The sequence below is a fragment of the Lentzea sp. DG1S-22 genome, from assembly GCF_036321065.1.
Taxonomy (GTDB): Bacteria; Actinomycetota; Actinomycetes; order Mycobacteriales; family Pseudonocardiaceae; genus Lentzea; species Lentzea jiangxiensis.
Genome location: NZ_CP143276.1, coordinates 130,891 through 154,131 on the forward strand (window position 1 = coordinate 130,891; position 23,241 = coordinate 154,131).

At 71.3% G+C, this 23,241-nt stretch carries 21 protein-coding genes and 1 pseudogene; 11 read left to right on the forward strand and 11 right to left on the reverse strand.

Going from position 1 to position 23,241, the window contains the following annotated elements:
• Positions 1-27 precede the first annotated feature (27 nt).
• Both V1227_RS00660 and V1227_RS00665 read left to right on the forward strand, forming a co-directional pair.
• Complete coding sequence (locus V1227_RS00660) at positions 28-1,149, forward strand: citrate synthase (protein WP_329790431.1); 1,122 nt, start codon at positions 28-30, stop codon at positions 1,147-1,149.
• 370 nt (positions 1,150-1,519) lie between these two features.
• A complete protein-coding gene (locus V1227_RS00665; RefSeq protein WP_329790432.1) occupies positions 1,520-2,617 on the forward strand; it encodes an acyltransferase family protein in 1,098 nt (365 codons plus the stop codon).
• On the opposite strand, the gene V1227_RS00670 is transcribed toward V1227_RS00665, so the two are convergent.
• From V1227_RS00670 to V1227_RS00710, 9 genes and pseudogenes are all read right to left on the reverse strand, one after another.
• Positions 2,580-4,286, reverse strand: coding sequence for a 1-deoxy-D-xylulose-5-phosphate synthase (locus V1227_RS00670; RefSeq protein ID WP_329790433.1), 1,707 nt, complete (start codon positions 4,284-4,286; stop codon positions 2,580-2,582). The two genes, V1227_RS00665 and V1227_RS00670, sit on opposite strands and share 38 nt — an antisense overlap.
• Positions 4,276-5,217, reverse strand: coding sequence for a 4-hydroxy-3-methylbut-2-enyl diphosphate reductase (ispH, locus tag V1227_RS00675; RefSeq protein ID WP_329790434.1), 942 nt, complete (start codon positions 5,215-5,217; stop codon positions 4,276-4,278). Before ispH ends, V1227_RS00670 begins: the two co-directional genes overlap by 11 nt.
• Before the next feature lie 21 nt (positions 5,218-5,238).
• Complete coding sequence (locus V1227_RS00680) at positions 5,239-6,285, reverse strand: family 2 encapsulin nanocompartment cargo protein polyprenyl transferase (RefSeq protein ID WP_329790435.1); 1,047 nt, start codon at positions 6,283-6,285, stop codon at positions 5,239-5,241.
• A 2-nt stretch (positions 6,286-6,287) separates the two neighbouring features.
• A complete protein-coding gene (locus tag V1227_RS00685) occupies positions 6,288-7,688 on the reverse strand; it encodes a family 2B encapsulin nanocompartment shell protein (protein ID WP_329790436.1) in 1,401 nt (466 codons plus the stop codon).
• Between the two features lie 22 nt (positions 7,689-7,710).
• Positions 7,711-8,718: a terpene synthase family protein gene (locus tag V1227_RS00690; protein WP_329790437.1), complete on the reverse strand. Its 1,008-nt coding sequence runs from the start codon at positions 8,716-8,718 to the stop codon at positions 7,711-7,713.
• A gap of 22 nt (positions 8,719-8,740) precedes the next feature.
• Positions 8,741-9,793, reverse strand: a pseudogene (locus V1227_RS00695) (terpene synthase family protein); the annotation flags it as partial.
• 5 nt (positions 9,794-9,798) lie between these two features.
• Positions 9,799-11,205 carry a family 2B encapsulin nanocompartment shell protein gene (locus tag V1227_RS00700; protein WP_329790439.1) on the reverse strand — a complete coding sequence of 469 codons (1,407 nt, stop codon included), beginning with the start codon at positions 11,203-11,205 and terminating at the stop codon, positions 9,799-9,801.
• Between the two features lie 402 nt (positions 11,206-11,607).
• Positions 11,608-12,081: a heme-degrading domain-containing protein gene (locus V1227_RS00705; protein ID WP_329790440.1), complete on the reverse strand. Its 474-nt coding sequence runs from the start codon at positions 12,079-12,081 to the stop codon at positions 11,608-11,610.
• A complete protein-coding gene (locus V1227_RS00710; protein ID WP_329790441.1) occupies positions 12,078-13,085 on the reverse strand; it encodes a Gfo/Idh/MocA family protein in 1,008 nt (335 codons plus the stop codon). The genes V1227_RS00705 and V1227_RS00710 overlap by 4 nt, the downstream gene beginning before the upstream one ends.
• Before the next feature lie 38 nt (positions 13,086-13,123).
• Between V1227_RS00710 and V1227_RS00715 the strand changes: the two genes are divergently transcribed.
• From V1227_RS00715 to V1227_RS00755, 9 genes are all read left to right on the forward strand, one after another.
• Positions 13,124-14,098: an ROK family transcriptional regulator gene (locus V1227_RS00715; RefSeq protein WP_329790442.1), complete on the forward strand. Its 975-nt coding sequence runs from the start codon at positions 13,124-13,126 to the stop codon at positions 14,096-14,098.
• A gap of 10 nt (positions 14,099-14,108) precedes the next feature.
• Positions 14,109-14,909 (forward strand): helix-turn-helix domain-containing protein, encoded by an 801-nt coding sequence (locus V1227_RS00720; protein ID WP_329790443.1) that lies wholly within the window; start codon positions 14,109-14,111, stop codon positions 14,907-14,909.
• A complete protein-coding gene (locus V1227_RS00725) occupies positions 14,906-15,304 on the forward strand; it encodes a VOC family protein (RefSeq protein ID WP_329790444.1) in 399 nt (132 codons plus the stop codon). The genes V1227_RS00720 and V1227_RS00725 overlap by 4 nt, the downstream gene beginning before the upstream one ends.
• Positions 15,305-15,367: 63 nt before the next feature.
• Positions 15,368-15,547 carry a hypothetical protein gene (locus tag V1227_RS00730; RefSeq protein ID WP_329790445.1) on the forward strand — a complete coding sequence of 60 codons (180 nt, stop codon included), beginning with the start codon at positions 15,368-15,370 and terminating at the stop codon, positions 15,545-15,547.
• Positions 15,548-15,630: 83 nt separating this feature from the next.
• Positions 15,631-15,813, forward strand: coding sequence for a hypothetical protein (locus V1227_RS00735; RefSeq protein ID WP_329790446.1), 183 nt, complete (start codon positions 15,631-15,633; stop codon positions 15,811-15,813).
• Between the two features lie 55 nt (positions 15,814-15,868).
• Positions 15,869-16,150 carry a hypothetical protein gene (locus V1227_RS00740; protein WP_329790447.1) on the forward strand — a complete coding sequence of 94 codons (282 nt, stop codon included), beginning with the start codon at positions 15,869-15,871 and terminating at the stop codon, positions 16,148-16,150.
• 148 nt (positions 16,151-16,298) lie between these two features.
• Positions 16,299-16,511 (forward strand): hypothetical protein, encoded by a 213-nt coding sequence (locus V1227_RS00745; protein WP_329790448.1) that lies wholly within the window; start codon positions 16,299-16,301, stop codon positions 16,509-16,511.
• On the forward strand, positions 16,511-17,035 hold the full coding sequence (locus V1227_RS00750; protein ID WP_329790449.1) for a hypothetical protein: 525 nt from the start codon (positions 16,511-16,513) through the stop codon (positions 17,033-17,035). Before V1227_RS00745 ends, V1227_RS00750 begins: the two co-directional genes overlap by 1 nt.
• 171 nt (positions 17,036-17,206) lie before the next feature.
• Entirely contained in the window at positions 17,207-18,343 is a 1,137-nt protein-coding gene (locus V1227_RS00755; RefSeq protein ID WP_442916379.1) for an IS30 family transposase, read from the forward strand.
• 68 nt (positions 18,344-18,411) lie between these two features.
• Here V1227_RS00755 and V1227_RS00760 read toward each other — a convergent pair whose 3' ends face one another.
• Both V1227_RS00760 and V1227_RS00765 read right to left on the reverse strand, forming a co-directional pair.
• Positions 18,412-20,073, reverse strand: coding sequence for a DEAD/DEAH box helicase (locus tag V1227_RS00760; RefSeq protein WP_329790450.1), 1,662 nt, complete (start codon positions 20,071-20,073; stop codon positions 18,412-18,414).
• A 48-nt stretch (positions 20,074-20,121) separates the two neighbouring features.
• Positions 20,122-23,238: a phosphodiester glycosidase family protein gene (locus V1227_RS00765; RefSeq protein WP_329790451.1), complete on the reverse strand. Its 3,117-nt coding sequence runs from the start codon at positions 23,236-23,238 to the stop codon at positions 20,122-20,124.
• Between the last annotated feature and the right edge of the window lie 3 nt (positions 23,239-23,241).

The following is a 23,241-nucleotide window of genomic DNA, read 5'->3' on the forward strand; positions in this document are numbered from 1 at the left end:
TCAAGCCGTGTTGTACAGTCAACGTTGATGGAATCAATGCTGACGACGACGCAAACCGCCCGCCGCCTGGGCGTGAAACCGGCGACGGTCTACTCGTACGTCAGCCGTGGCCTCCTGACCAGCACGAAGGTCAACCGCGCGAGCATGTTCGACGTCGCCCAGGTGGAGGCACTGGCGCGCCGCACCGGGGCCCGCGGAGCGGCGTCTTCTGTGACGGATTGCATCCGCACGCGCATCTCGTTGCTGGAGAACGACCAGCTCCACTACCGCGGCCGCTCCGTCCCCGGTCTGTCGAGCACCAAGCGCTTCGAGGACGTGGCGTACTGGCTGTGGACCGAGATCGACTCCGCAGGGGTGCAGTTCCCCGAGGGCCAGGAGATCTGGATGGCCCTCCCGGAGAGCGCCACCCTGACCGACCGCGTCCGCGTGGCCATCGCCCTCGCCAGCGTCGGCGACCCCCTCCGCTACGACCTGGACAGGGCCGTCACCACGGCCCAGTCCCTGATCGCCGACGTCGTGGAGTCGCTGCCGCTCGTCGGACGGCCTCAGGGCACCGACATCGCCGAACGCCTGTGGGCGCGCCTCTCACCCGAGCCCGCGAGGCCGGACCTGCTCAACGCCGCCCTGATCCTGCTGGCCGACCACGACCTGGCCATCTCGACCATGGCCGCCAGGGTCGCCGCCTCCGCCCACGCCAACCCCTACGCCGTCGTGTCCGCCGGAATGGGCGCCATGGAGGGCCAGAAGCACGGCGCCGCCACGACGATCGCGTACCGCTTCCTGCGGCAGGCGGAGTCCGACCCGATGGGCGCCGTCGCCGAACAGCTGCGCTCCGGCCAGCCCATCCCGGGCTTCGGCCACGCCGTCTACCGCTCCCGCGACCCGCGCGCCGACCACCTGCTCGCGTTGCTGCGCGGTGAGGGCGACCTGGTGGTGGACAAGGTGATCGCGACCCAGAGGGGGACGTTCCCGAACGTCGACCTGGCGCTCGCCCAGTTCGCGCTGATGTTCAAGATGCCGCCGGACGCGGGGGAGGCGATCTTCGCGATCGCGCGGATCGTGGGGTGGATCGCTCACGCGATGGAGGAGTACCGGGAGCCCGGTCTGAGGTTCCGGACGCTGGGTGTCTACACGGGGGACCGGCCGTAGGTCGCCGGGCGCGGCGGGGTGAGGCCGGCCGCGCGGGGACCGGCAGTGAGCGTGGACCGGCGCGGGGCGCGGGAGGAGGCTTCGGCGGCCGTCGCGCACGCCCGAACCGGCGGAGTGAGGCCGGGGACGGAAGTGAGCGTGGACCGGTCCGGGGTGCGGGAGGAGGCTTCGGCGCCCGTCGCGCACGCCCGAACCGGCGGGTTGCGCTGGGGTGAGGCCGGCCGCGCGGGGACTGGCAGTGAGCGTGGACCGGCCCGGGGCGCGGGAGCAGGCTTCGGCGGCCGTCGCGCACGCCCGAACCGCCGGGGAACAGCCCCCGACCACCCACGGGTGCTGGTGTGGACGCTCCCCGGAGCGGACCATCGAGAGCATGAGATTGTCCGCAGTGGACAACTTGAAGGTGGTCCTGGTGGCGTGGGTCATCGGCGGTCACGCGCTGCTGGGCTACGCCGCGATCGGTGGGTGGCCCTACGACGAGGTCAACGAGGTCACGTTCCACCCCGGTGTCGAAACGGCGCTGGCCGCGGTGATCGGGCCCTCCGGGTTGTTCTTCATGGGGACCTTCTACTTCATGGCCGGCATCTTCACGCCCGGCTCGATCGAGCGCAAAGGGCGGCAGCGGTTCATCGCCGACCGGCTGGTCAGGCTCGGTGTGCCGTGGGTGGTCAGCGCCCTGGTGGTGTGGCCGACGTTCGTGTGGATCGCCCACACCGGGGCCGGGCGGGACGTGTCGTGGTGGCAGGCGTTCACGAACCGCGATCCGTTCCTGGACAGCGGGTCGCTGTGGTTCGTGGGGGTCCTGGCTCTCTTCAGCACCGGGATCGCGTTGGCGCCGCCGATCAGGGAGCGCTCCATCACCGCGCGAACCGTGGTGGGCATGGCGGTGGTGGTGGCGGGGGCGACGTTCCTGACGCGGCTGGTGTTCCCGGCGCGCAGCGGGCAGGTCGGCGATCTGCACCTGTGGTGGTGGCCGCAGTGCCTGGGAATGGTGCTGCTCGGGGCGATCAGTGGGCGCAGGCTCGCCGAACGGGTGCCGGACGAGCTCTACCGGATGACGCGGAACGTCGTCGTCGGCACGATCGCCGTCCTCCCGGTCGCGGCGGCGTTCCTCGGGGTGCTGGACCTCGCGAGGAGCGCGGGGCCGTTCCTCGGCGGATTCACCTGGCAGGCCGCGACGCTCGCACTGGTCGAGGGGGTTCTCGTGGTGGCCGGGAGCTTGTGGCTCATCGGGCTCGCGCAGCGCAGGCTGGCGCGCCAGGGGCCCTTCGCCGAGGGGCTGGCGCGGTCCGCCTACGTCGCGTTCGTGGTGCAGGGACCGGTTCTGCTGACGCTGGCGACCGGTCTGCGTCCGCTGGACCTCCCCGCCGAGGTGAAGGCGCCGGTGGTGGGGGCGGGGGCGATCGCGTTGTCGTTCGCGATCGGCTGGTGCGTCACTTCACGCCGAGGCGCTTCAGCACGCTCGTCGTGATGCCGGCGGCGTCCAGGCCGTGGGCGCGCAGGATGCGGGCCCTGGAGTCGTGCGGCAGGAAGCGCGGCGGCAGGGCGAAAGTCGCCACGCACGCCGCGGACCCGGCCAGCGCCTGACCCAGGCGTGCGCCCAGGGCACCGGTCGACGTCGTGTCCTCCACGGCGAGCACCAGGCGGTGCTGGCCGCTGTACTTGACCAGGTGCGGGTCCAGGGGAGCGGTCCAGCGCGGGTCGACCACGCTCACGCGGACGTCGTGCGCCTCCAGCTCCTCCGCCGCCGCCAGGCACGGACCGGCCATCGGCCCCACGGCGACCAGCAGCACCTCGGCGTCGGGCACCTCGCGCAGCACGTCGAAGTGGCTCACCCGGCGCACCGCGGGGATGTCCGCACCCGCGGCCGCCTTGGGATAACGCACCACCGACGGCCCGTCCGACACCCGCACCGCCTCGCGCAGCAGGGACGCCAGCGACGCCGGGTCGCGCGGGGCGGCCAGCCTCAGACCCGGCACCACGGGCAGGACGGAGGCGTCCCACATGCCGTGGTGCGAGGCACCGTCCGGACCCGTCACGCCGGCGCGGTCCAGCACGAACGTCACCGGCAGCCGGTGCAGGGCCACGTCCATCAGCAGCTGGTCGAAGGCGCGGGACAGGAACGTCGCGTAGACGGCGACCACCGGGTGCAGGCCACCCATCGCCATGCCGGCGGCGGACGTCACGGCGTGCTGCTCGGCGATCCCGACGTCGAAGACCCGCTCGGGGAAGCGTTCCGAGAACGGCCGCAGCCCCACCGGTTCCAGCATCGCGGCGGTCAGGCAGACGACGTCCGGACGTTCGGCACCGATGGCGACGATCTCCTCGGAGAACGCGTCGGTCCACGTCCTGCCGCCCGCGGCGCCGGAGGCCCCGACGGCGTGCATGCGGTCGGCCTCGTCGGTCTCCGCGGCCTCGTAACCCTTGCCCTTCACGGTCTTGCAGTGCACGACGACGGGGCGGCCGAGCGCTTTGGCCTCCCACAACGCGTTCTCGACGGCGTGCACGTCGTGGCCGTCGACCTCGCCGATGTACGCGAGGCCGAGCGCCTCGAACAGCCCGCGCGCCGAGCCGTTCAGCAACGACGCCGCGAAACCACCGGCCGTCGGGTCGTACGAGCGGCCGTTGTCGTTCAGCAGCACCACGACCGGGCGAGTGGAACCGCCGATGTTGTTCAGCGCCTCCCAGCACATCCCGCCGGTCAGCGCTCCATCGCCGACGATCGCGACGACCCGGCGGTCGGCGCCGGCGAGCTCGAACGCCTTGGCCAGACCGTCCGCATAGGACAGTGCGGTGGAGGCGTGCGAGTTCTCGACGACGTCGTGCGCCGACTCGGCCGCGGACGGGTAACCGGACATGCCCCCGGCCTGCCGCAACGAGTCGAAGTCCGAACACCGGCCCGTCAGCATCTTGTGCACGTACGACTGGTGCCCGGTGTCGAACAGCACGACGTCGACGGGCGAGGAGAAGACGCGGTGCACGGCGATGGTCAGCTCGACGGCACCGAGGTTGGGCCCGAGGTGACCGCCGGTCCTGTGCACCTTCGAGATCAGGAACGAGCGGATCTCCGAAGCCAGGTCGAGCAGTTCGGAGGACGAAAGCGCCCGGACGTCCGCGGGCGAGGTGATGTCAGCCAGCACGGCGCACCGCCAGGGGCAGCGTGAAGGCGATCGTCTCGGTCGCCGTCGTGTGCGTCGACACCGTCACCGTTCCCAGCGCCTCCAGCGCCCGGACCACCTCGTCCACGAGCTCGGGAGGCGCCGACGCCCCCGCGGACAGGCCCACCGACGTCACGCCGGTCAGCCAGGCCGGGTCGATCTCCGAGGCGTCGTCGACCAGGTACGCCGGGGTGCCGCCGCGGGAGGCCAATTCGACCATCCGCACCGAGTTCGACGAGTTCTTCGACCCCACCACCAGCACCAGGTCGGACCGCGCCGCCACTTCCCGGACGGCGATCTGCCGGTTCGTGGTGGCGTAGCAGATGTCGTCGGAGCCCGGTCCGCGCAGCTGCGGGAACTTCCGCCGCAGCGCCTCGACCACCTCGGCCGTCTCGTCCACGGCCAGCGTCGTCTGCGTCAGGTACGACACCGGCCCGGTGATCTCCAGGGCCTCGACGTCGGCGACGGTCTCCACCAGCACCATCCGGTCGGCTGCCTCGCCGAGGGTGCCCTCGACCTCCTCGTGCCCCGCGTGCCCGATCAGCACGATGGTGTCGCCACGTTGAGCGAACCGCCGCGCCTCCGAGTGCACCTTCGCGACGAGCGGACACGTCGCGTCCAGCACCTCGAGATCCCGCAACCGGGCCTCCGCGCGCACGGCGGGAGCGACGCCGTGCGCGGAGAACACCGCCGTGGCACCGAAAGGCACCTCGGCCAGCTCTTCCACGAACACGGCGCCCCGCGCCTCCAGAGAGCGCACGACGTGGATGTTGTGCACGATCTGCTTGCGCACGTAGACGGGGCCGCCGCGCTGGTCGAGAAGTCGTTCCACGATCTCGATGGCCCGCTCCACCCCGGCGCAGAACGACCGGGGTGAGGCGAGCAGCACCGAACGCGGCGGGTGTTCCGTCATCGAGCGCCTCTCACGAAGGGTTCAGTGGTCTCGGTGGGTGACCAGCTGGGCGAGCGTGCCGAGCTCCACCGCCGCACGCGCGGTCGGCGACGCCTCGCCGAGGTGGACCAGTGCCCGCGTGTGCAGCTCGTCGGCCTGCGTCCGGCTCCACGCCCGGCCACCGGCCGCGTCGACCAGGGACGCCGCCCGCGCAAGCGTTTCCGGGTCCATCTCCTGCGAGCCGGCGTACAACGAGGCCAGCTCGGCGGAGGCGGCGGTACCGGCCGTCAGCGCGTGCACGACCGGCAGTGACTTCTTGCGGTTCGCCAGGTCCGAGTGCACGGCCTTGCCGGTCACCGCCGGGTCGCCCCAGATGCCGAGCAGGTCGTCCACGTGCTGGAACGCCAGGCCCAGCTCCGCGCCGAAGCCCCGCATCGCCTCGACCTGGAGGTCCGTGCCGTCGCCGTACAACGCGCCCAACGCCGTGGAAGCGCCGAGCAGAGCGCCGGTCTTGCCGCGCGCCATCCGCTCGACCTCGGCCACCGCGACGTCCGACCGCCTCTCGAAGTCCAGGTCGTACGCCTGCCCGTCGAGCAACGCCACGGTCGCGTCACCCAGCGTCCGGACCGCCTCCAGGGCACGCGGATGCCCCGATCCCGCGAGGACGTCCACGGCCAGTGCCTGCAGCGCGTCCCCGGCCAGGATCGCCCCGCTGACGCCGAACACGGTCCACGCCGTGGCGCGGTGGCGCCGGGTCGTGTCGCCGTCCATCACGTCGTCGTGCAGCAGTGAGAAGTTGTGGATCAGCTCCACCGCTACGGCCGCGGGCACGGCGTCATCGGTGGCACCGCCGACGGCCTCCGCTGCCAGCAGCACCAGCGCGGGGCGGATCGCCTTGCCGCCGTTCTCCAGCACCGGGTTGCCGTACTCGTCGCGCCACCCGTGGTGGTACTCCGCGATCGTGCGCATCGACGCCGGCAGCTGGTCCACGGCCTTGCGCAGAGCCGGCAGCACGAGGCCCCGGCTCCACGCGAGCACCTCGTCCGCGGGCCTGCCCGCGGCGAGTGGTTCGGTCCTCTCCGCTGTCATGACTAGAGACCGATCTCCACGTTCTCGAGCACGCCCAGCGCGTCCGGCACCAGCACGGCGGCCGAGTAGTACGTCGACACCAGGTACTTGAGCACCGCGTGCTCGTCGATGCCCATGAACCGGACGTTGAGGCCCGGCTCGTACTCGTCGGGGATGCCGGTCTGGCGCAGGCCGACGACGCCCTGCTTCTCCTCGCCGAGCCGCATCGCGATGATCGACGTGGTGCCGTTCTCGTTGACCGGGATCTTGTCGCACGGCGCGATCGGGATGCCGCGCCACGACTGCAGGTGCTTGCCCTCGACCTCGACGGTCGGCACGTACAGGCCGCGGTTGTTGAGCTGGCGGCCGAACGCCGCGATCGCCTTGGGGTGCGCGAGGATCAGCCTGGTGTTGCGCCGCCGAGAGATCAGCTCGTCCATGTCGTCCGGCGTCACCGGGCCCGAGCGGGTGCTGACCCGCTGCTTGAGGTCGGCGTTGGCGAGCAGGCCGAACTCCCTGTTGTTGACCAGCTCGAACTCCTGCCGCTCGCGCAGGGCCTCGATGGTGAGCCGCAGCTGGTGCTCGACCTGGTCCATCGGCTGGCTGTAGAGGTCCGCCACACGCGTGTGGACGCGCAGGATCGTCTGCGCCACCGAGAGCTCGTACTCGCGCGGCCTCAGCTCGTAGTCGACGAACGTGTGCGGCAGCGGCGGCTCGCCCTCGTGGCCGGACGCGATGTGGATCTCGGCCTCGCCGTGCTTGTTGGCCGGGTTCGTCGGGTGCGCCAGCTGCTGCGCGATGTGCTCGCGCAGCGGGTCCACCTGGTCGGCGAGCTGCCGGAACGCCGCCCTGCTCAGCACGACGGCCGTCGTCGGCGTGAGGGCGCGCGCGGTGAAGGTCCACTTCTTGTCGGTGCCGGACAGCACGGGCTCGTCGCCCAGGTACTCGCCGTCCGCCATCGTGCTGAGGACCACTTCGTCGCCGTACTCACCACGGCCGGTCCTGGTGACCTTGCCGTGCGCGATGACGATGACCTCGTCGACCGGTGTGCCCCGTTCGGCGATCACGTCGCCCGGCTCGTACTCGCGCTGCTCGAAGTGGTTCGCGACGGCCGTCAGCGCCGCCTCGTCCTCGAACCCGCGCAGCAGCTTGAACTCCGCCAGCTCCTGCGGCACGATCCGCACCTCGGACCCGACGCTCGTGAACGTGACGCGGCCGTCGCCGATCGCGAAGCTCAGCCGCCGGTTCACCCGGAAGGCGCCGCCCTTGGCCTCGACCCACGGCAGCATGCGCAGCAGCCAGCGGGGCGAGATCCCCTGCATCTGCGGTGCGGACTTGGTGGTCGTGGCGAGGTTCCGCGCCGCCGCCCTGGAAAGGCTGAGCTGCTGGTCCTCGACCCCAAGGCCCGGATCGGTAACTGTCACTGCGTGTCCTGCCAATCTGGTTTCAGCGAACCAGGACCGCGGCGGTGCCGAGTCCTGACGGGGAGTGGAACGACGTGCGGGCGGGAGTGGGGGAGGAGCTGAACCGGCCGGACCTCTGCGTCCACAGCAGTTCGCCGGCGAGCCACGACTTCAGCGCCTCGGCGTAGCGGCGCAGCCCGGCCTTCGCCTCCGCGTCGAGGCCGTACTCGTCCGCGAGGGACGGCAGCTCGCCGAGGATTGTGCCGATCTGCCGCAGCCGGGCCGCGATCAGGTCGGCCACCAGCGACACGGCCTGCCGCAGCTCGCAGCCGAAGAACTGCCGCACCGCGAGCACCGCGCTGGTGGTGCTCGCACCGGCGCCGTAGATGTGGTCGAACCCGACGATCTCCTGCCGCAACGCGGGCACGTCGCCGAACGAGTCGACCAAGGCCCTCATCGTGCTGTTGCGCAGCAGCTCTTCCGGCAGCTCGGCGCCGACGGACGCGCGGGCCAGCTTCGCGGAGAGCTCCGCGGCGACCGACCGGCGCCGCATCTCGACCAGGTCGATCGGGTCCGGCACCCGGCCCTGCGCGGTGTTGTGCAGCTCCCACAGCAACGCGTCCAGGAACTCGTCCAGGTGATGACGGTCCTCCTCGTCTAAAGTGGACCGCGCGACGAGATCGGCCAGGCCCTTCCCAGCAGGGTGCATCGGCGAGCCGGCGCCGGTCAGCACCGACTTGAGATCCGCGACGAAGCCCTTGCCTCCCACGACGTTGCGCGGCCGCAGGAACCCCTCGCGGAACGCGTCTGTCACGTAGAAGCCCCACGTGTGCCAGTCGTTGATGTGCTTCAGGTCTTCGAACGACGCCGTCGGGTGCGTCAGCGGGCCGAACCCGCCGAAGTCGGCCGCGTCGTAGAACGCCTCGGTCCACGGCACGCCACCGAGCATCCCCATGTCCCGCACCCACGACCTCGTGTGCTGGCGGACTCGGTCGACGTGCGGTGAGAGCCGTGCGGCGAAGGGCATGTCGAACTGCGGGACCTCAACCACGGCCCACCCCCGGCCACGCCGCGGACGTGCCCAGACCGGTCGGCCCGCGCAGGATCGTGCGGAAGAACGCCGAGTTGCCCGCCCCGCCGCCGTCGGCCTTCGTGTAGCGACCGGCGTGCAGGTGCCACTCGTGACCGCCGGACTGCCAGTCCTGCAGGCCCTTCACGTACCGGAGCACGCGAGCCTGCTCCTCCGGGCCGAGGGCCTTCTCGGCGAACAACTGCGGCAGTTCGGTGAAGACGGTGTTCTCGAACTGGTGCAGCCGTGAGGTCAGAAGCGCGTTCACGGCTTCGACCGCGGTCTGCGTGTCGTGGCCGAAGAACTTCTCGAACACGAGCACCCCGTTGGAGTTCTCGCCCTCCCGCAGCACTTCCCGTTCGTACGAGAAGATGTCGTTGCGCAGGTGGATCGCGTCGGAGAACGTGTCGGAGAGGACCCGCAGCGGGCGGGTGCCCGCGACGGACGCGGGCACCTCGGCTGCCTCGGAGACCTCCACCAGGTTCGCCGACCACGGCGCGCCGCCGACCTTGCGGCGCATCTCGACGTACTCGATCGGGTTGGCGACCGTGCCGCTCTCGATGTTCTTGATCTCCCACATGCACTCGAGCAGCAGGTTGTGCGTGCTCGTGGTGAACCGGCGCCGCCAGTCCCGCGACATCAGCGGGATGGTCCGCTGCCACAGGTCGACGAGACCGCGTTCGGTCGGGTTCCGGGGCTCCGGCCACGGTTGGGTGCCGTCCGGCGGCATGAACGCGGGCAACCGGTCGAGGTAGGCCTTCGCCCCCGGCACGTCCTTGCTCTGCTTGAACTCCGCGAAGAACTCGTCGTCGAAGTAGAAGACCCAGACGTACCAGTCGGTGATGAGGTCGAGGACCTCCGCGGGCGCGTCCGGATGGGTCCACGCGCACATGTGCCCGTAGTCGTCACCCGCGAGGATCTCGTCGGTCCACACCCCGGTGTCGAGCATCCCCATCTCCCGCGCCCACCGCGTGGAGTGGGCGCGGGCGCGTTCGAGGTGGGGGTTCATCCGTGCCGGGTGCGGCACGTAGAACTCCGGCATGGTGAAGGAGGCCAACGCTGCTAGCCCTCGCGGCCGAGCTCGACGTGCTCCAGCACGCCGATCGCGTCCGGCACCATGATCGCGGCGGAGTAGTAGGCGCTGACCAGGTAGTTGATGATCGCCTGGTCGTTGATGCCCATGAACCGCACCGACAGGCCCGGCTGGTACTCGTCCGGGATGCCGGTCTGGTGCAGGCCGATGACGCCCTGGTTCTGCTCGCCGGTGCGGATCAGCATCACCGACGACGTGCGCGTGTCGGAGATCGGGATCTTGTTGCACGGCAGCACGGGGATGCCGCGCCACGCCGGCACCTGCTGGCCGTGGAAGTCGATGTGCTGCGGGTAGAGGCCCCGCTTGTTGAGCTCGCGGCCGAACGCGGCGATCGTGCGCGGGTGGGCGACGAAGTAGCCGGGGTCCTTCCACACGATCGACAGCAGCTCGTCGAAGTCGTCCGGCGTGGGCGGGCCGGAGCGGGTGTGGATGCGCTGCTTGAGGTCCGCGTTGTGCAGCAGGCCGAAGGAGCGGTTGTTGACGATCTCGTGCTCCTGGCGTTCGCGCAGGGCCTCGATCGTGAGCCGCAGCTGCTGCTCGACCTGGTCCATCGGGTTGTTGTAGAGGTCCGCGACACGGCTGTGGACCTGCAGCACGGTCTGGGCGACGCTCAGCTCGTACTCGCGCGGCGAGAGCTCGTAGTCGACGAACGTGCCGGGCAGCACGGGCTCTCCGTCGTGACCGGACGCCAGGTCGATCTCGGCCTCGCCGTGCTCGTCCTGGGGCTTGTTGCGGTTGTTGAACGTCTGCTGGATGTGCGCGCGCAGGCCGCCGGCCTCGCCGTTGAGCGCCTGGAAGTCCTCCCAGGACAGCGTGAGGACGGTGACCGGGGTGACGGCCTTGGCCGAGAACTCCCACTCGCCCTGCGGGCCCGCGAGCACGGTCTCGCCGAAGTACTCGCCGTCCGCGAGGTTGCCGAGCACGGTCTGCCCGCCGTACTCGCCGGTGCCGACCTTGTCGACCTTGCCGTGCGCGATGAGGACGATCTTGTCCTTCGGGCGGCCCTTCTCGACGATGAGCTCGCCGATGCCGTACTCGTGCTGCGTGAAGCGGCCGGCCAGCGCGGTGAGCACGGCCTCGTCGTCGAAGCCCTTGAGCAGGGACAGCTCGGTGAGCTCCATCGGGATGACGCGGACCTCGGCGCCGGTGTTGCTGAACGAGACCCGGCCGTCCCCCAGCGTGTAGGTGAGGCGCCGGTTGACGCGGTACGCACCGCCCGAGGCCTGGACCCAGGGCAGCACCTTGAGCAGCCAGCGGGAGCTGATTCCCTGCATCTGCGGCACGGACTTGGTGGTCGTGGCCAGATTACGAGCGGCGGCCGTACCCAAACTCAGCTGCTGACGGCCCTCATGGAGGTCAGAATCCGTCACAGTCACAACCTGCACCCACCCATCTCAATGCGCTAATGGACCAATCCGACAAGGCCGCAGAGGACGTTAGTTCTCGCAAATGAGGGCTGTGAAGGGGCCAAGAAGGCGACATTCGGGTGGGTGTCTTGCGCCTGATGGTGCTACAGAGCGTGCAACTGCTGCCGTAATCAAGCAGTGTTGTATCTACAGGCGAGTGACCGATGACTATTCGCCCGATTGTGGAATAGCACACTCGTTTGGCTCAATGGGACCACTCGATCGTGCACATTTTCGCGCGGCAATCCACTGCTATGCACCACCACTCCGAGTGGATCGAAATCCACTCGGAGTGGTGTGCGCCATTACCGGTTCGTGCGGATGGGAACAGATCGGAACGGTGGTTCGATTTTGTGTCGAAGGCTATTCGTGCTATTGCGCTTCGCGGGTGTTCAGGAACGATTCCAGCTGGGTGACGACGAACTCGTGGTCCTCGGCCTGGGGCAGCCCGGACACGCCGACCGTGCCCACGGGCCCGGTGCCGCGGACGATCACCGGGAAGACGCCGCCGTGCGCCGCGTACAGGTCCGGGTCGAGGCGCGACTGCGCCTCGAACGTGGTGCCCTTCTCGCGGAACTGCGTGCCGACGTAGAACGAGCTGTGGCCGAACAGCTCGACCACGCGGGCCTTGCGCTCCAGCCACCGGTCGTTGTTCGGCGCGGTGCCGAGCAGCGAGGCGTGGAAGAGGCGGTGCCCGTTGCGCTGCACCGAGATCGCGATCGGCAGGCCCTGCTCGCGGGCGGCGCCGAGCAGGTGCAGCCCGAGGTCGATCGCGACGTCGTTGCCGAAGCGGCTGAACTGCAGTCGTCGTTCCTGGGCGAGGAGCTCTTCGCTCGTGGGGCTCACAGGGTCACCACCCGGTTCTCGTGTGCGGACAGGAAAGCGGCCTCGATGACCCGCAGCGCGTCCACCGCGGACCTCGGGTCGACGGGGACGCGGCCGGCCTGGACCTCGGCGTAGAAGCTCTGGTACGCACCGGGTTCCACGGCGACCTCGGCCGACTCGTCCAGGACGCCGAGTCGTCCGGTGCGGTCCTCCCGGCCCCAGTCGGCGTCGGTCGGGCGGCGGCCCGCGTCCAGCGCGTCCTCCTGCCCGTCCAGGCCGCTGATCTCGAACGCGCCCTCGCTGCCGAGCAGGCGGAACCGGGGTCCGTGGTGCGCCGCGTGCGCGTTGGCCCACAGGTGGGAGCGGACGCCGTTCTCGTGCGTGAGCGCCACGAACACGTCGTCGTCCACCTGCGCACCGGGACGGCGCCGGTCCAGTTCCGCGTAAACGCTCTTCACCGGTCCGAAGAGCTGCAGGGCCTGGTCCACGAGGTGCGCGCCGAGGTCGTAGAGCAGGCCGCCCGCCTCCCCGGGATCGCCGAACTCGCGCCAGTTGTCCCAGATCTCCGGGATCCAGCGCTCGAAGCGGGACTCGAACCGCCGGACCTCGCCGAGCTTGCCGAGGACCTCGCGCACGGTGAGGAAGTCGCTGTCCCAGCGGCGGTTCTGGAACACCGTCAACGGCACCCCGGCGGCCTCCGCCGCGGCCACCAGCTCCCCGGCCTGCGCGGAGGTCGGCGCGAACGGCTTGTCGACGACGACCGCGACGCCCTTCTCGATCGCCCTGCGCGCGTACTCGACGTGCGTCCTGTTCGGGGTGGCGACGACGACCAGGTCGAGGTCCAGCTCGAACAGCTCGTCGGCGGTGACGATCGCGGCGTCCGGGTGGGCGGCGCGGGCCTGCGCCTGCCGCCCGGGGTCCGCCGTGGCGATGGCGACGAGGTCCATGCCCTCGGTCGAGGAGATGAGCGGGGCGTGGAAGACCCGCCCCGCTATGCCGTAGCCCAGGAGTCCGACTCGAGTCATGCTTCCGATTAAAGCAACGCTGTTGAATAATTGCGAGCGTGGACCTCACCTCGCTGCGCTCGCACAACGACCGGACGGTGCTCGGCTTGGTCCGTTCAGGGGCCTTGAGCAGGGCTTCCCTCGCCGAGAGGACGGGGCTCACCCCGCAGGCGGTCTCGAAGATCGTGGCGAGGCTCGTGGCCGCGGGCCTGCTGGAGGAGACCGGTGCAGTGCGGGACGGCGGCCGGGGCAAGCCCCGGATGTCCCTGCGGCTCGTGCCGGACGGCGCGCACGCGTACGGCGCCTACGTCGACCGCGACGAGCTGCGGGTGGTGGAGCTCGACCTCACCGGCGAGGTGGTGTCGGCGTCGGCCGTGCCGCTCGCGCCGATGTTCTCGCCGGCCGACGTCCTGGACGCGCTGGAGCCGCTGGTCTCCGGCGGGGAGCAGGTGCTCGGGCTCGGCATCGGCATCGCCGGCCCGCTCGACCACCGCGACGGCGTGGTGTCGCCGAACGGCCTGCCCGGCTGGGACGCCGTCCCGCTGAAGGCGCTCGCCGAGCACCGGCTCGGGCTGCCGGTCGTCATCGACAAGGACACCAACGCGGCCGTGCTCGCCGAGGCGTGGCGGCGGCCCCTGCGGGACGCGGCGCTGGTGTTCGTCGGCACCGGCCTGGGCGTCGGGTTGCTGCTCGGCGGCGAGGTCCACCGCGGTGCCCGGTCGGGGGCGGGCGAGTTCGGGCACACCACGATCCAGCTCGACGGGCCGCTGTGCGTGTGCGGGCGGCGCGGGTGCGTCGAGGCGGTCCACGCGGCCGCCACGGGGGTCGAGGCGGCGCGGGTGCTCGGCGCCGCCGTGGCGAACCTGGTGCAGCTGCTGGACCTCGACCAGATCGTCCTGAGTGGACGGAAGGTGCTCGGGTCGCCGGAGCTGTACCTGGGGGCGATGCCCGATGTGGACGTGAGCGTCACGTCGTACGGACCGGACCTGGTACCCGTGGGCGCGGGGCTGCTCGTGCTGGGAGAGCTGTTCTAACATCGGGAACGTGGACGTCCAGCACGTCGTCGGCCTGCCGCACCCGCGGCTGCGGCCGTTCGTGACGCGGTACTCCGGGTATCGGATGCGCACCGAGCCCGGCGTCCACCGCGGCCTGCCGTCGGGCTCGCTCACCCTCGTCGTGACGCTGGACGGCACGGTCGACCTCGCCGGCGGCCGGTTCGCCGCGCTCTGCGGCGGGCTGCACGACGAGGCCGTGATCATCAGCCACGACGGGTTCCAGCACGGCGTCCAGTGCGACCTCACGCCGCTCGGGATGCGGGCGTTCTTCGGCATGCCCGCCGGTGAGCTGTCGGGCGTGGCGGTCGCTCTCGACGCGCTCGACGCCCCGGCCGCCGAGCTGCGCGAACGGCTGCAGGGCGCAGCGACGTGGACGGACCGGTTCGCGTTGCTGGACCTGCTGCTCGGCGGGCTCGTGCGGCCGGTCGAGCAGCGGGTCGAGGTGGCGTGGGCGTGGCAGCGGCTCGCGGCGGGGGCCGGGGTGGGCGAGATCGCGGCCGAGGTCGGGTGGAGCCGGCAGCACCTCAGCGCGCGGTTCGCGGCCGAGTACGGGCTGACGCCCAAGGTCCTGAGCCGGGTCCTGCGGTTCGAGCGGGCGAACCGGATGCTGCGCGGAGAGCGGCGCCCCACGCTCACCGAGGTGGCCGCTGCCTGCGGCTACACCGACCAGGCGCACTTCAACCGCGACTGGCGGGCGTTGTGCGGAGCGACCCCGACGGAGTGGATCGCGACCGAGCTTCCATTCGTACAAGGCAGCGAGGGTGGTCGGGGCGCAGAGTTGCTCCCATGAGCACACCCGCACCCACCTGCTGGCCCTGTCTGTCCTACCAGGACGCTCCCGCCGCCGTCCGCTTCCTCGTGGAGGCGTTCGGCTTCACCGAACACCTCGTCGTGCCCGGCGAGGCCGACGGCGAGGTCGTGCACTGCGAGATGGTCTGGCCCGAGGGCGGCGGCGTCATGCTGGGGTCCGCCGTGCGGTCCGCCGGCGAGGTCGAGGCGACGAAGCCGGGCGCCGGCTCCGTCTACGTCGTGACCGACCGGCCCGACGAGCTGCACGCCCGGTCCCTGGCCCGTGGTGCCGTGGAGGTCCGCGGCCTGCGCGACGAGGAGTACGGCTCGCGCGGCTTCACGGTCGCCGACCCCGAGGGCAACCGCTGGAGCTTCGGCACCTATCGCGGAGCGTGATACAACCTCCACACCGCGTCCGGAGTCTCCTGGGGGAGAGGTTCACACCCCAGGGGAGGACATGTGCGCCTTGCGCGCTGTTCGGTGATCACCGCTCTCGCCGCCGGGCTGCTCAGCCCGGTGGCGTCGGCGCAGGCGGAACCTTCTGAACGGCCGAAGACGACGACCATCACGCTCATCAGCGGGGACAAGGTGGTCGTCGACGAGCGAGGGGAACTCCTCGGCGTCGAGGGGCGGCCATGACGCCCGCGAAGCTCACGTTGCGCGCCATCGCGGGGTCGCCGGTCTCGTAGACCTTGTTCCTGCGCGACAAGGGTGCGCTGCCGTTGGGCACCAGGAAGATCCGGCACGCGGAGAACTGGCGCCGCGGCGGTGGCGGCTGGCTGGAACTGCGCCACAACGACGTGGTCCAGGGGTGCTCCGACGTGCGGCAGGGTTCGTTCCACGCCCCCGCCCGCGACGGCCGGTACAAGCTGCTGCTGGACGCCTCGCGGGACGGACTGGCGTAGTCGACGTCGGTGCGCACCTCGTGGGAGTTCACGCCGCCGCGACGGCCGGCTGCCCTTGCTGGAGGTCGACTACTCGCTGCCGGTCGACCTGCGCAACAGCCGGAAGGCCGGTGTGCCGATGCCGGTGAAGTTCACCGCGTCGCGTCAGTCGGGCACTGTGCGTGAGCTCCAGGCCTACGCGTCGTTCGACGACGGCCTCGACCGGGTGCCCGTGAAGTCGCTCGTTCCCCCTGGCGGGAAGGCCGGCGGTCACGTGTCGCTACGGGTGGCCGCCCGTGACACCGACGGCAACTCGGTGGACCAAACGGTCCTGCGGGCCTACCGCCTCCGGGCGTAACCAAGCGGCCGTTCGGTCGTTGTAATTCCCTGCGGCACCCGCTCTGTTGCGCGCGAGACGAACCAGGGACGCGGCGTCTCTGCGCGCCGGAGCGGGTGCCGCCATTCTCGGTGGCCGCCCCCGGCGCACCTGTGGTGGCATGTCGGCCATGGGGACTTTCGAGGAGCTGGTGGCCGAGGGGGCCGCGGTGCCGCTGGAGGGCTGGGACTTCTCCTGGTTCGAGGGCCGCGCCACCGAGGAACGCCCGCCGTGGGGATACGCGTCCCTGATCGCCGTGCGGCTGCGTGACGTGACGTCCGCGCTGGACCTGCAGACCGGCGGGGGAGAGGTACGGCGTCCGCGCCGGTCCTGCCGCCGGTGATGGCCGCCACCGAGTCTTGGCCGCCCGACGCCGCCGTCGCTGCCCGGCGTCTGCCTCTCGTGGTGCAGGCGCCGGACGCCGGTCCGCTGCCGTTCCGGTCCTCGTCGTTCGACCTCGTGATCAGCCGGCACCCCGTGGTGACGCCCTGGGCCGAGGTCGCGCGGGTCCTCCGGTCCGGCGGGACCTACTTCTCGCAGCAGATCGAGGCCGGGACCAATCGTGAGCTGACGGACTTCATGATGGGACCGCAGCCGGTGGGTGAGGCTCGCGGTGTCGCCGTTGCTCGTGCGGAGGCGGAGGCCGCCGGGCTGGAGGTGCTGCGGTTGGAGCCGGCGTCGTCGCGGGTGGCGTTCTTCGGCGTCGGCGCGGTGGTGCACTTCCTGCGGAAGGTGTTGTGGACGGTGCCGGGGTTCACCGTGGAGGGGTATCGGGAGCGGTTGCTGGAGATGCACCGGCACATCGAGGAGCACGGCGAGTTCGTGTGCACTTCGACGCGGTTCCTGGTCGAGGCGCGCAAGGCCTGAGGCTCGAAGCGCGCTCGTTCCCGGAAAGCACGAAGGGCCCCTCCGCTTGGGTTCTAGGGATCGTTGCAACACCTGAGTTGTTCAGGGGTTGCAGTGTTCGAGATCCGTGAGGACCGGTCGCCGCAGGGACGTAGGAAGTTGGTGGCGGAGCGCCGCCAATATCTTGATCTTGTGGCGAAGGGTGTGGGCACCGCGCAGGCGTGCCGGATTGTCGGGATCAACCGGCGGACCGGGCATCGGTGGCGGTATGGACGCAAGAGCCAGGCCGGACGGAAGGCGGACCAGCCGCCCGCCGTCCGGCCTGCGCCGTCGACGGGCCGGTTCCTGTCTCTCGACGAGCGGATCGTGATCGCCGACCTGCTGCGGGCGGGGCGAGGGGTGCGGTCGATCGCCGCCGAGCTGGGCCGCCCGCCGTCCACCGTCAGCCGGGAGATCACGCGTAACCGTCATCCCGGCTCGGGTGACTATCGGCCGCACGCGGCCCAGGACCGGGCCGACCGGCGCCGGCCGCGCCCGAAGACGCGCAAGATCACGGCCTGCCCCGAGTTGCGGGAGCGGGTGCAGGGCATGCTGGACGACCGGTTCAGCCCCGAGCAGATCAGCCGCCGGCTGCGCCGCGACCATCCCGACCGGCCGGAGCTGCACGTGACCCACGAGACGATCTACCAGACGCTCTACCTGCAAGGCCGCGGCGAACTACGCCGCGAGCTGGCCCGCGCGCTGCGCACCGGCCGCACCGTCCGCAAACCCCGCCGCACCGGCGAAGCCCGCCAGCCCCGCTTCACCCACCCGATGATCATGATCAGCGATCGGCCCGCCGAGGCCGAGGACCGCGCCGTCCCAGGCCACTGGGAAGGCGATCTGATCATCGGCGGCGGCGGCACCTCCGCGATCGGCACCCTGGTCGAACGCGCCACCCGCTACGTGATGCTCGTGCATCTGCCCGCACGCCATGACGCCGAGACCGTCCGCGACGGCCTGATCACCACGATCGGCACCCTGCCCGCACATCTGCGCCAGTCACTGACCTGGGACCAAGGCTCGGAAATGGGCCGTCACCACGAGTTCAGCGTCGCCACCGGCACGCCCGTCTACTTCTGCGACCCGCACAGCCCCTGGCAACGCGGCTCCAACGAGAACACCAACGGCCTGCTACGCCAGTACTTCCCCAAAGGCAGCGACCTGTCCGTCCACAGCGCCGAGGACCTCGCCGCCGTCGCCGCACAACTCAACCGCCGCCCACGCAAAACGCTCGGCTGGGACACCCCAGCCGAGCGCTTGACCAAGCTCCTGGCCCAAGCCAGTTGATCACCTGTGTTGCAACGACCCCTCGAATTCGCCCCGAACGCGTCCGGAGGGGCCCTTCGCACACGGCACTAGCGCGGCTGGCGCTCGCGGCGGATCGTCACGCGCTTGCCCTTGATCGTGGCGTCGCGCAACTGCTCGATCACGTCGTTCGCGGACGGTCCCGGCACCTCGACGAGCGAGAACCGGTCGGCGATCTCGATCGCGCCGATGTCGCGGCCCTTCAGGTTCGTCTCGCCGGTGATGGCGCCGACGATGTCCTGCGGCCGGATGCCCGACGAGCGGCCGGCGCCCAGGAACAGCCTGGTCATGCCCTCGGACGGGCCCCGGCGCTCGCGGCGCGGGCCGGCCGGGGCGCCGTCGCGGCGCGGGCGGTCCTCGCGCGGGCGGACCTCCGGGATCTCCTCCTCGTCGGCGGCGGCACCGGAGGCCTCGTGGGCGAGCTTCACGGCGGCGAGGGCGATGTCCATGACGTCGAACTCGTCGGCCAGGGTCTCGACGACGACGCGGAACCGCGACAGGTCGTCCTCCATCAGCGACTCCTGCAGCGACGAGCGGGTGAGCTCCAGCTGCCGGGCGCGCAGGTCGGCGACCGTCGGGACCTTCTCCATCGGGATCTTGGTCTTGGTGACGCGCTCGATGGTCTTGAGCAGCGAGTTCTCGCGCGGCTCGACCAGGGTGATCGCGACGCCCTCACGGCCGGCGCGGCCCACGCGGCCGATGCGGTGCGTGTACGCCTCGGGGGCGGACGGGACGTTGTAGTTCACGACGTGCGTGAGCTGCTCGATGTCGAGGCCGCGGGCGGCGACGTCGGTGGCCACCAGCAGGTCGGCGGTGCCGGAGCGCAGGCGGGACATGACGCGGTCGCGCTGCTCCTGGCTGATGCCGCCGTGCAGCGACTCGGCGCGGTAGCCGCGGCCGTTGAGCGTCTCGGTGAGCTGGTCGACCTCGTCGCGGGTGCGGCAGAAGACGACGGCGGCGGTCGGAGACTCGACGTCGAGCACGCGGCCGAGGGCGGCGGGCTTGTGCTCGCGGCGCACCAGGTACGCGGTCTGCCGCACGCGCGGGGCCTCGCCCGGCTCGGTCTTCTCGCGCTCGATCTGGATCAGCACCGGCTCGCGCAGGTGGCTCTTGGCCATGCGGTCGATGCGCGGCGGCATCGTGGCGGAGAACAGCACGGTCTGCCGGTCGGCCGGGGTCTCGGTGAGGATCGCGTCGATGTCCTCGGCGAAGCCCATGTCGAGCATCTCGTCGGCCTCGTCGAGCACGACGACCTGCAGGTCGCTCAGCTGCAGCGTGCCGCGCTGCAGGTGGTCGATCGCGCGGCCCGGGGTGGCGACCACCACGTCGACGCCGCGGGACAGCTCGCGCAGCTGGCGGCCGATCGGCTGGCCGCCGTAGATCGGGAGGACGCGCGTGCCCAGGTGGCGGCCGTAGCGGTGGACCGCCTCGGACACCTGCACGGCGAGCTCGCGGGTCGGCGCGAGGACGAGAGCCAGCGGCTTCTCGCCCTTGCCGATCCGGTCGGCGACGCGCTCGAGCAGCGGCAGCGCGAACGCCGCCGTCTTGCCCGTGCCGGTGGCCGCCTGGCCCAGCAGGTCGTTGCCCGCGAGCAGGGGCGGGATCGCTTCGCTCTGGATCGGCGTCGGCTCCTCGTAGCCCAGCGTGGTGAGTGCGTTGAGGATGTCGGGCCGCAGCCCCAGGTCGGCGAAACCGTTGTCGGCGGTGGTCATGGGGAGTATCTTCCCCCACCGCCTCACACCGCACTCACCCAGACCGGCTCAGGCGGCCTCCCGCGGCCCGACGCGGACGTCCGCCGCGGCCGCCACCCCGTTGAGGCGAACCGAGACCGTGACCTGACCAGGCCTTATCCCGGTGAGCACGCCGGTGTCCGGGTCGAGCCGCGCGACGTGCCACGGCCTGATGCCGTCCCGTCCGCCGACGTGCAGCTCGCGTGACCCTTCCCACACCGCGCCCATCGGATAACCCACCGGAACGGTCCGCGCTCCCTGTTTCACCGTCGCCGCAAGCGGTTTCGCCTCACCGGGGCGCAGGCTCGCGGGAGCGTCGAGCCGCAGCGCGTCCACGTGGGGCCGGACCTCGGCCCTCACGCCGCTGTCCGAGACGCCGACGAGCGTCCAGCCGGTGAACCCGTCCGCCTCCGCGGGTGCCTTGCCGGAGTTGCCGTTGATCACGTGCGGAACACCGTCCACAGTAGAGGCGAAGAACCCTCCCACGTGGCCGCCGATGAACGCCGTCGGTCCGTCGCGTTCGGACAGCAGGCGCTCGAAGTAGTCCGCCTCCATCCGGTCGGCGAGCTGGCTGGTGCGCGCGGGCGTGGGGTCGCGCGGCGGGTGGTGCATCATCACGACCACCTGGCCCTGAGCGGTGTCCAGTGCGTTCCGGAGCATCCGCACCTGTTCGAAGCCGCCGCCCCGCAGCGTCCCGGTCGACGAGTCGAGCAGCACGAACCGGGTGCCCCGGTGGTCGAACGTGCGGTGGGTGAGACCGAACTCGCGGCGGAAGTTGTCGATCGTGCCGGTACCCATGACCTCGTGGTTGCCCGGCACGTAGTACCAGGGGAAGTCGCCGAGCTCCTCGGTCAGCACCCTGCGCGCCAGCCGCAGGTCGGCGGGGGACGCCTCGTCGACGAAGTCGCCGTTGACCACCACGAACTCCGCGCCGGACGCCCTGACCTCGCGCAACGTGCGGCGGGCCGCCCTGACCAGCTCGCTGTCCGGGTCGCGCGCGACGAACTGGGCGTCCGACACGACCGCGAACTTCCAGCCCTCCGCCGGGCCGATCACGTCCTCGCGCAGGTCCGGGACGGGAGGCAGGGTGACCGGCGGCGGCACCCGCGCGACGATGTCGTCCACGAGCACCTCGCCGGTGTACGAGCGGTCCGCCTTGGTCTCGATCGTGGTGAACCTCGTGACCCGCACGGGGAACTCGAGCTCCGGGGGCACCGCGACCTCGATCCGCTGCCAGCCGTGCCAGGTGATGTGCGGGCCGTAGAGCGGCCGCGACCGCCCTGTCGAGTCCACGACGGTGAACGCCGTCCACTCGCCCTTGCCGCTGCCGTGCACCTGCGCGGAGAGTGAGAGCGGTTGTCCGGGGACCTGCAACGGCTTCGGCGGGACCGCGTACGCCGTGCGCGTGCCGGTCGACCGCGTGAAGTCGTAGCTCAGCCTCAGCCCCTGCCCGGTGTGGCCGTCCGGCGCCGGTGCCACGCCGCCGGTGGCGCGGACGGAGCCGAACGTCCACTGTGGAGCGTCGTCGAAGGTGGCGATCGGCTCGTCGGTGGCGCCGACCGTGACGGCGACCAGGGTCTCCGCGCCCCGCACCCGCGCCCTGACCGTGGTCGCGCCGGGCTTGAGCGCCCTGATCCGCAGGTCCGGCGTCACCTCGACGACCTCGCGGTCGTAGCGGAGGTCGAGGTCGGCGCGCTCCAGCGGCGCGCTGAACCCCCTGGCGTCGACACCGTTGATCCGCAACGGCTTGCTCTCGCCCTCGGCCAGGCTGACCCGCGGGCTCTCCGGCGCGAGCCGCCGCAGCTCGCCCAGCACGGTCAGCTCGGTGGTCGCGCTCGTGCGGCCGCGGGAGACGGTGAACGACGCACGTCCCGGGTGCGGCGCCGCGTGGAAGGTGTCGCCGACCGCCCATCCACCCGTTGCGCGCGTGACGTGCCGGTTGTCGTCGGCCGGGCCGAACGTCTCGTCGTGGCCGCGCACGGTCAGCCTGCGGGACAGGCCGGGGAAGACGCGCTTGCTCACGGTCCGCACGTCGAACCCGGTGAGCTTGCCGGACCCGGCCGGCGCGTAGAGCGCGAGGCCGTTCGCGACCGGGCGCTCGCCGCCGTCCGACGGCGTGTTGACCACCTCGAGCACCGTGGTGCCGGGCGCGCGGGCGAGCATCGTCGACGAGCCGCCGCCGTCGAGGTTCAGGGCGTTGTGCGCGCCGAGCTCGACCATGGCGTCGGCGAGGTCGCGGAGGTCGAGGCCGGGGAGGTGCTCGCTCTGCCGCCCGTCGACGGTCAGCAGGATCATCTTCCTGCCGTCCTGCGAGAACCCGACCGCCGTGCGCGGGTGCACCGCGTCGGCCGGTGCGACGTTCCTGCCACCGTCCACCAGCAGCTGCCGGCCGCCGATGGCCGTCCTGGGCTCGCTGCCGTCGCTCGTGCGGCTGCGGTAGTCCACGGTGACCCTGTCCCCGGGCTCGAACGCCCGGAGCACGTCCGCGCCCCTGTCGCGGCCCACCAGCGCGTACCCCTCGACGGGCTCCGCGCTCGGGCTCTGGACCTTCTGGACGACGTCGTCCTTGACGATCACCTCGGCCGTGTTCGCCGAACCCCGCGTGGCGCGCGCTCTGCTGTACGTGCCCCACAACGGGTTGAAGACACCGATGCCGTCCGGGTCGATCCGCGCGCTGTTGAGCTGCGTCAGCTTGTGCGTGCCGTTGAGCGTGCCTTCGAAGAAGGTCTCCATCACGCTTCCGACGCCCGCCGCGTCGATCCCGACCGCCCGTCCGGTGCCGGACTTCCGGAGGCGGCCGTCCTGGATGCCGACACCCTCGGGCGCGTTGGAGTTGTCGATGTCGAAGAAGTCCCCGTTGACCGCCGCGACGGCGCGCGGGGTCTGCCGGGACAGGGGAGCGGCCTGCGCGACGGTGCCGGGGTCGACGTACCCGACCCGCGTCTGCGTGAGGTCGACCGCGAGAGCGTCACCGCGGACCCAGCCATCGGGCTCGTAGAAGTCGAAGGAGCTGAGCGTGACGCCCGGCGCGACCGGTCTCTCGACGTGGTCGGTCACGATGCGCCTGTCGCCGGCCCGTGCGTGGGAAGGGGGAACGGGCGCGATCAGGACAGCGGCGATGATCACGGCAAGTGCACGTCTCGTCACGCC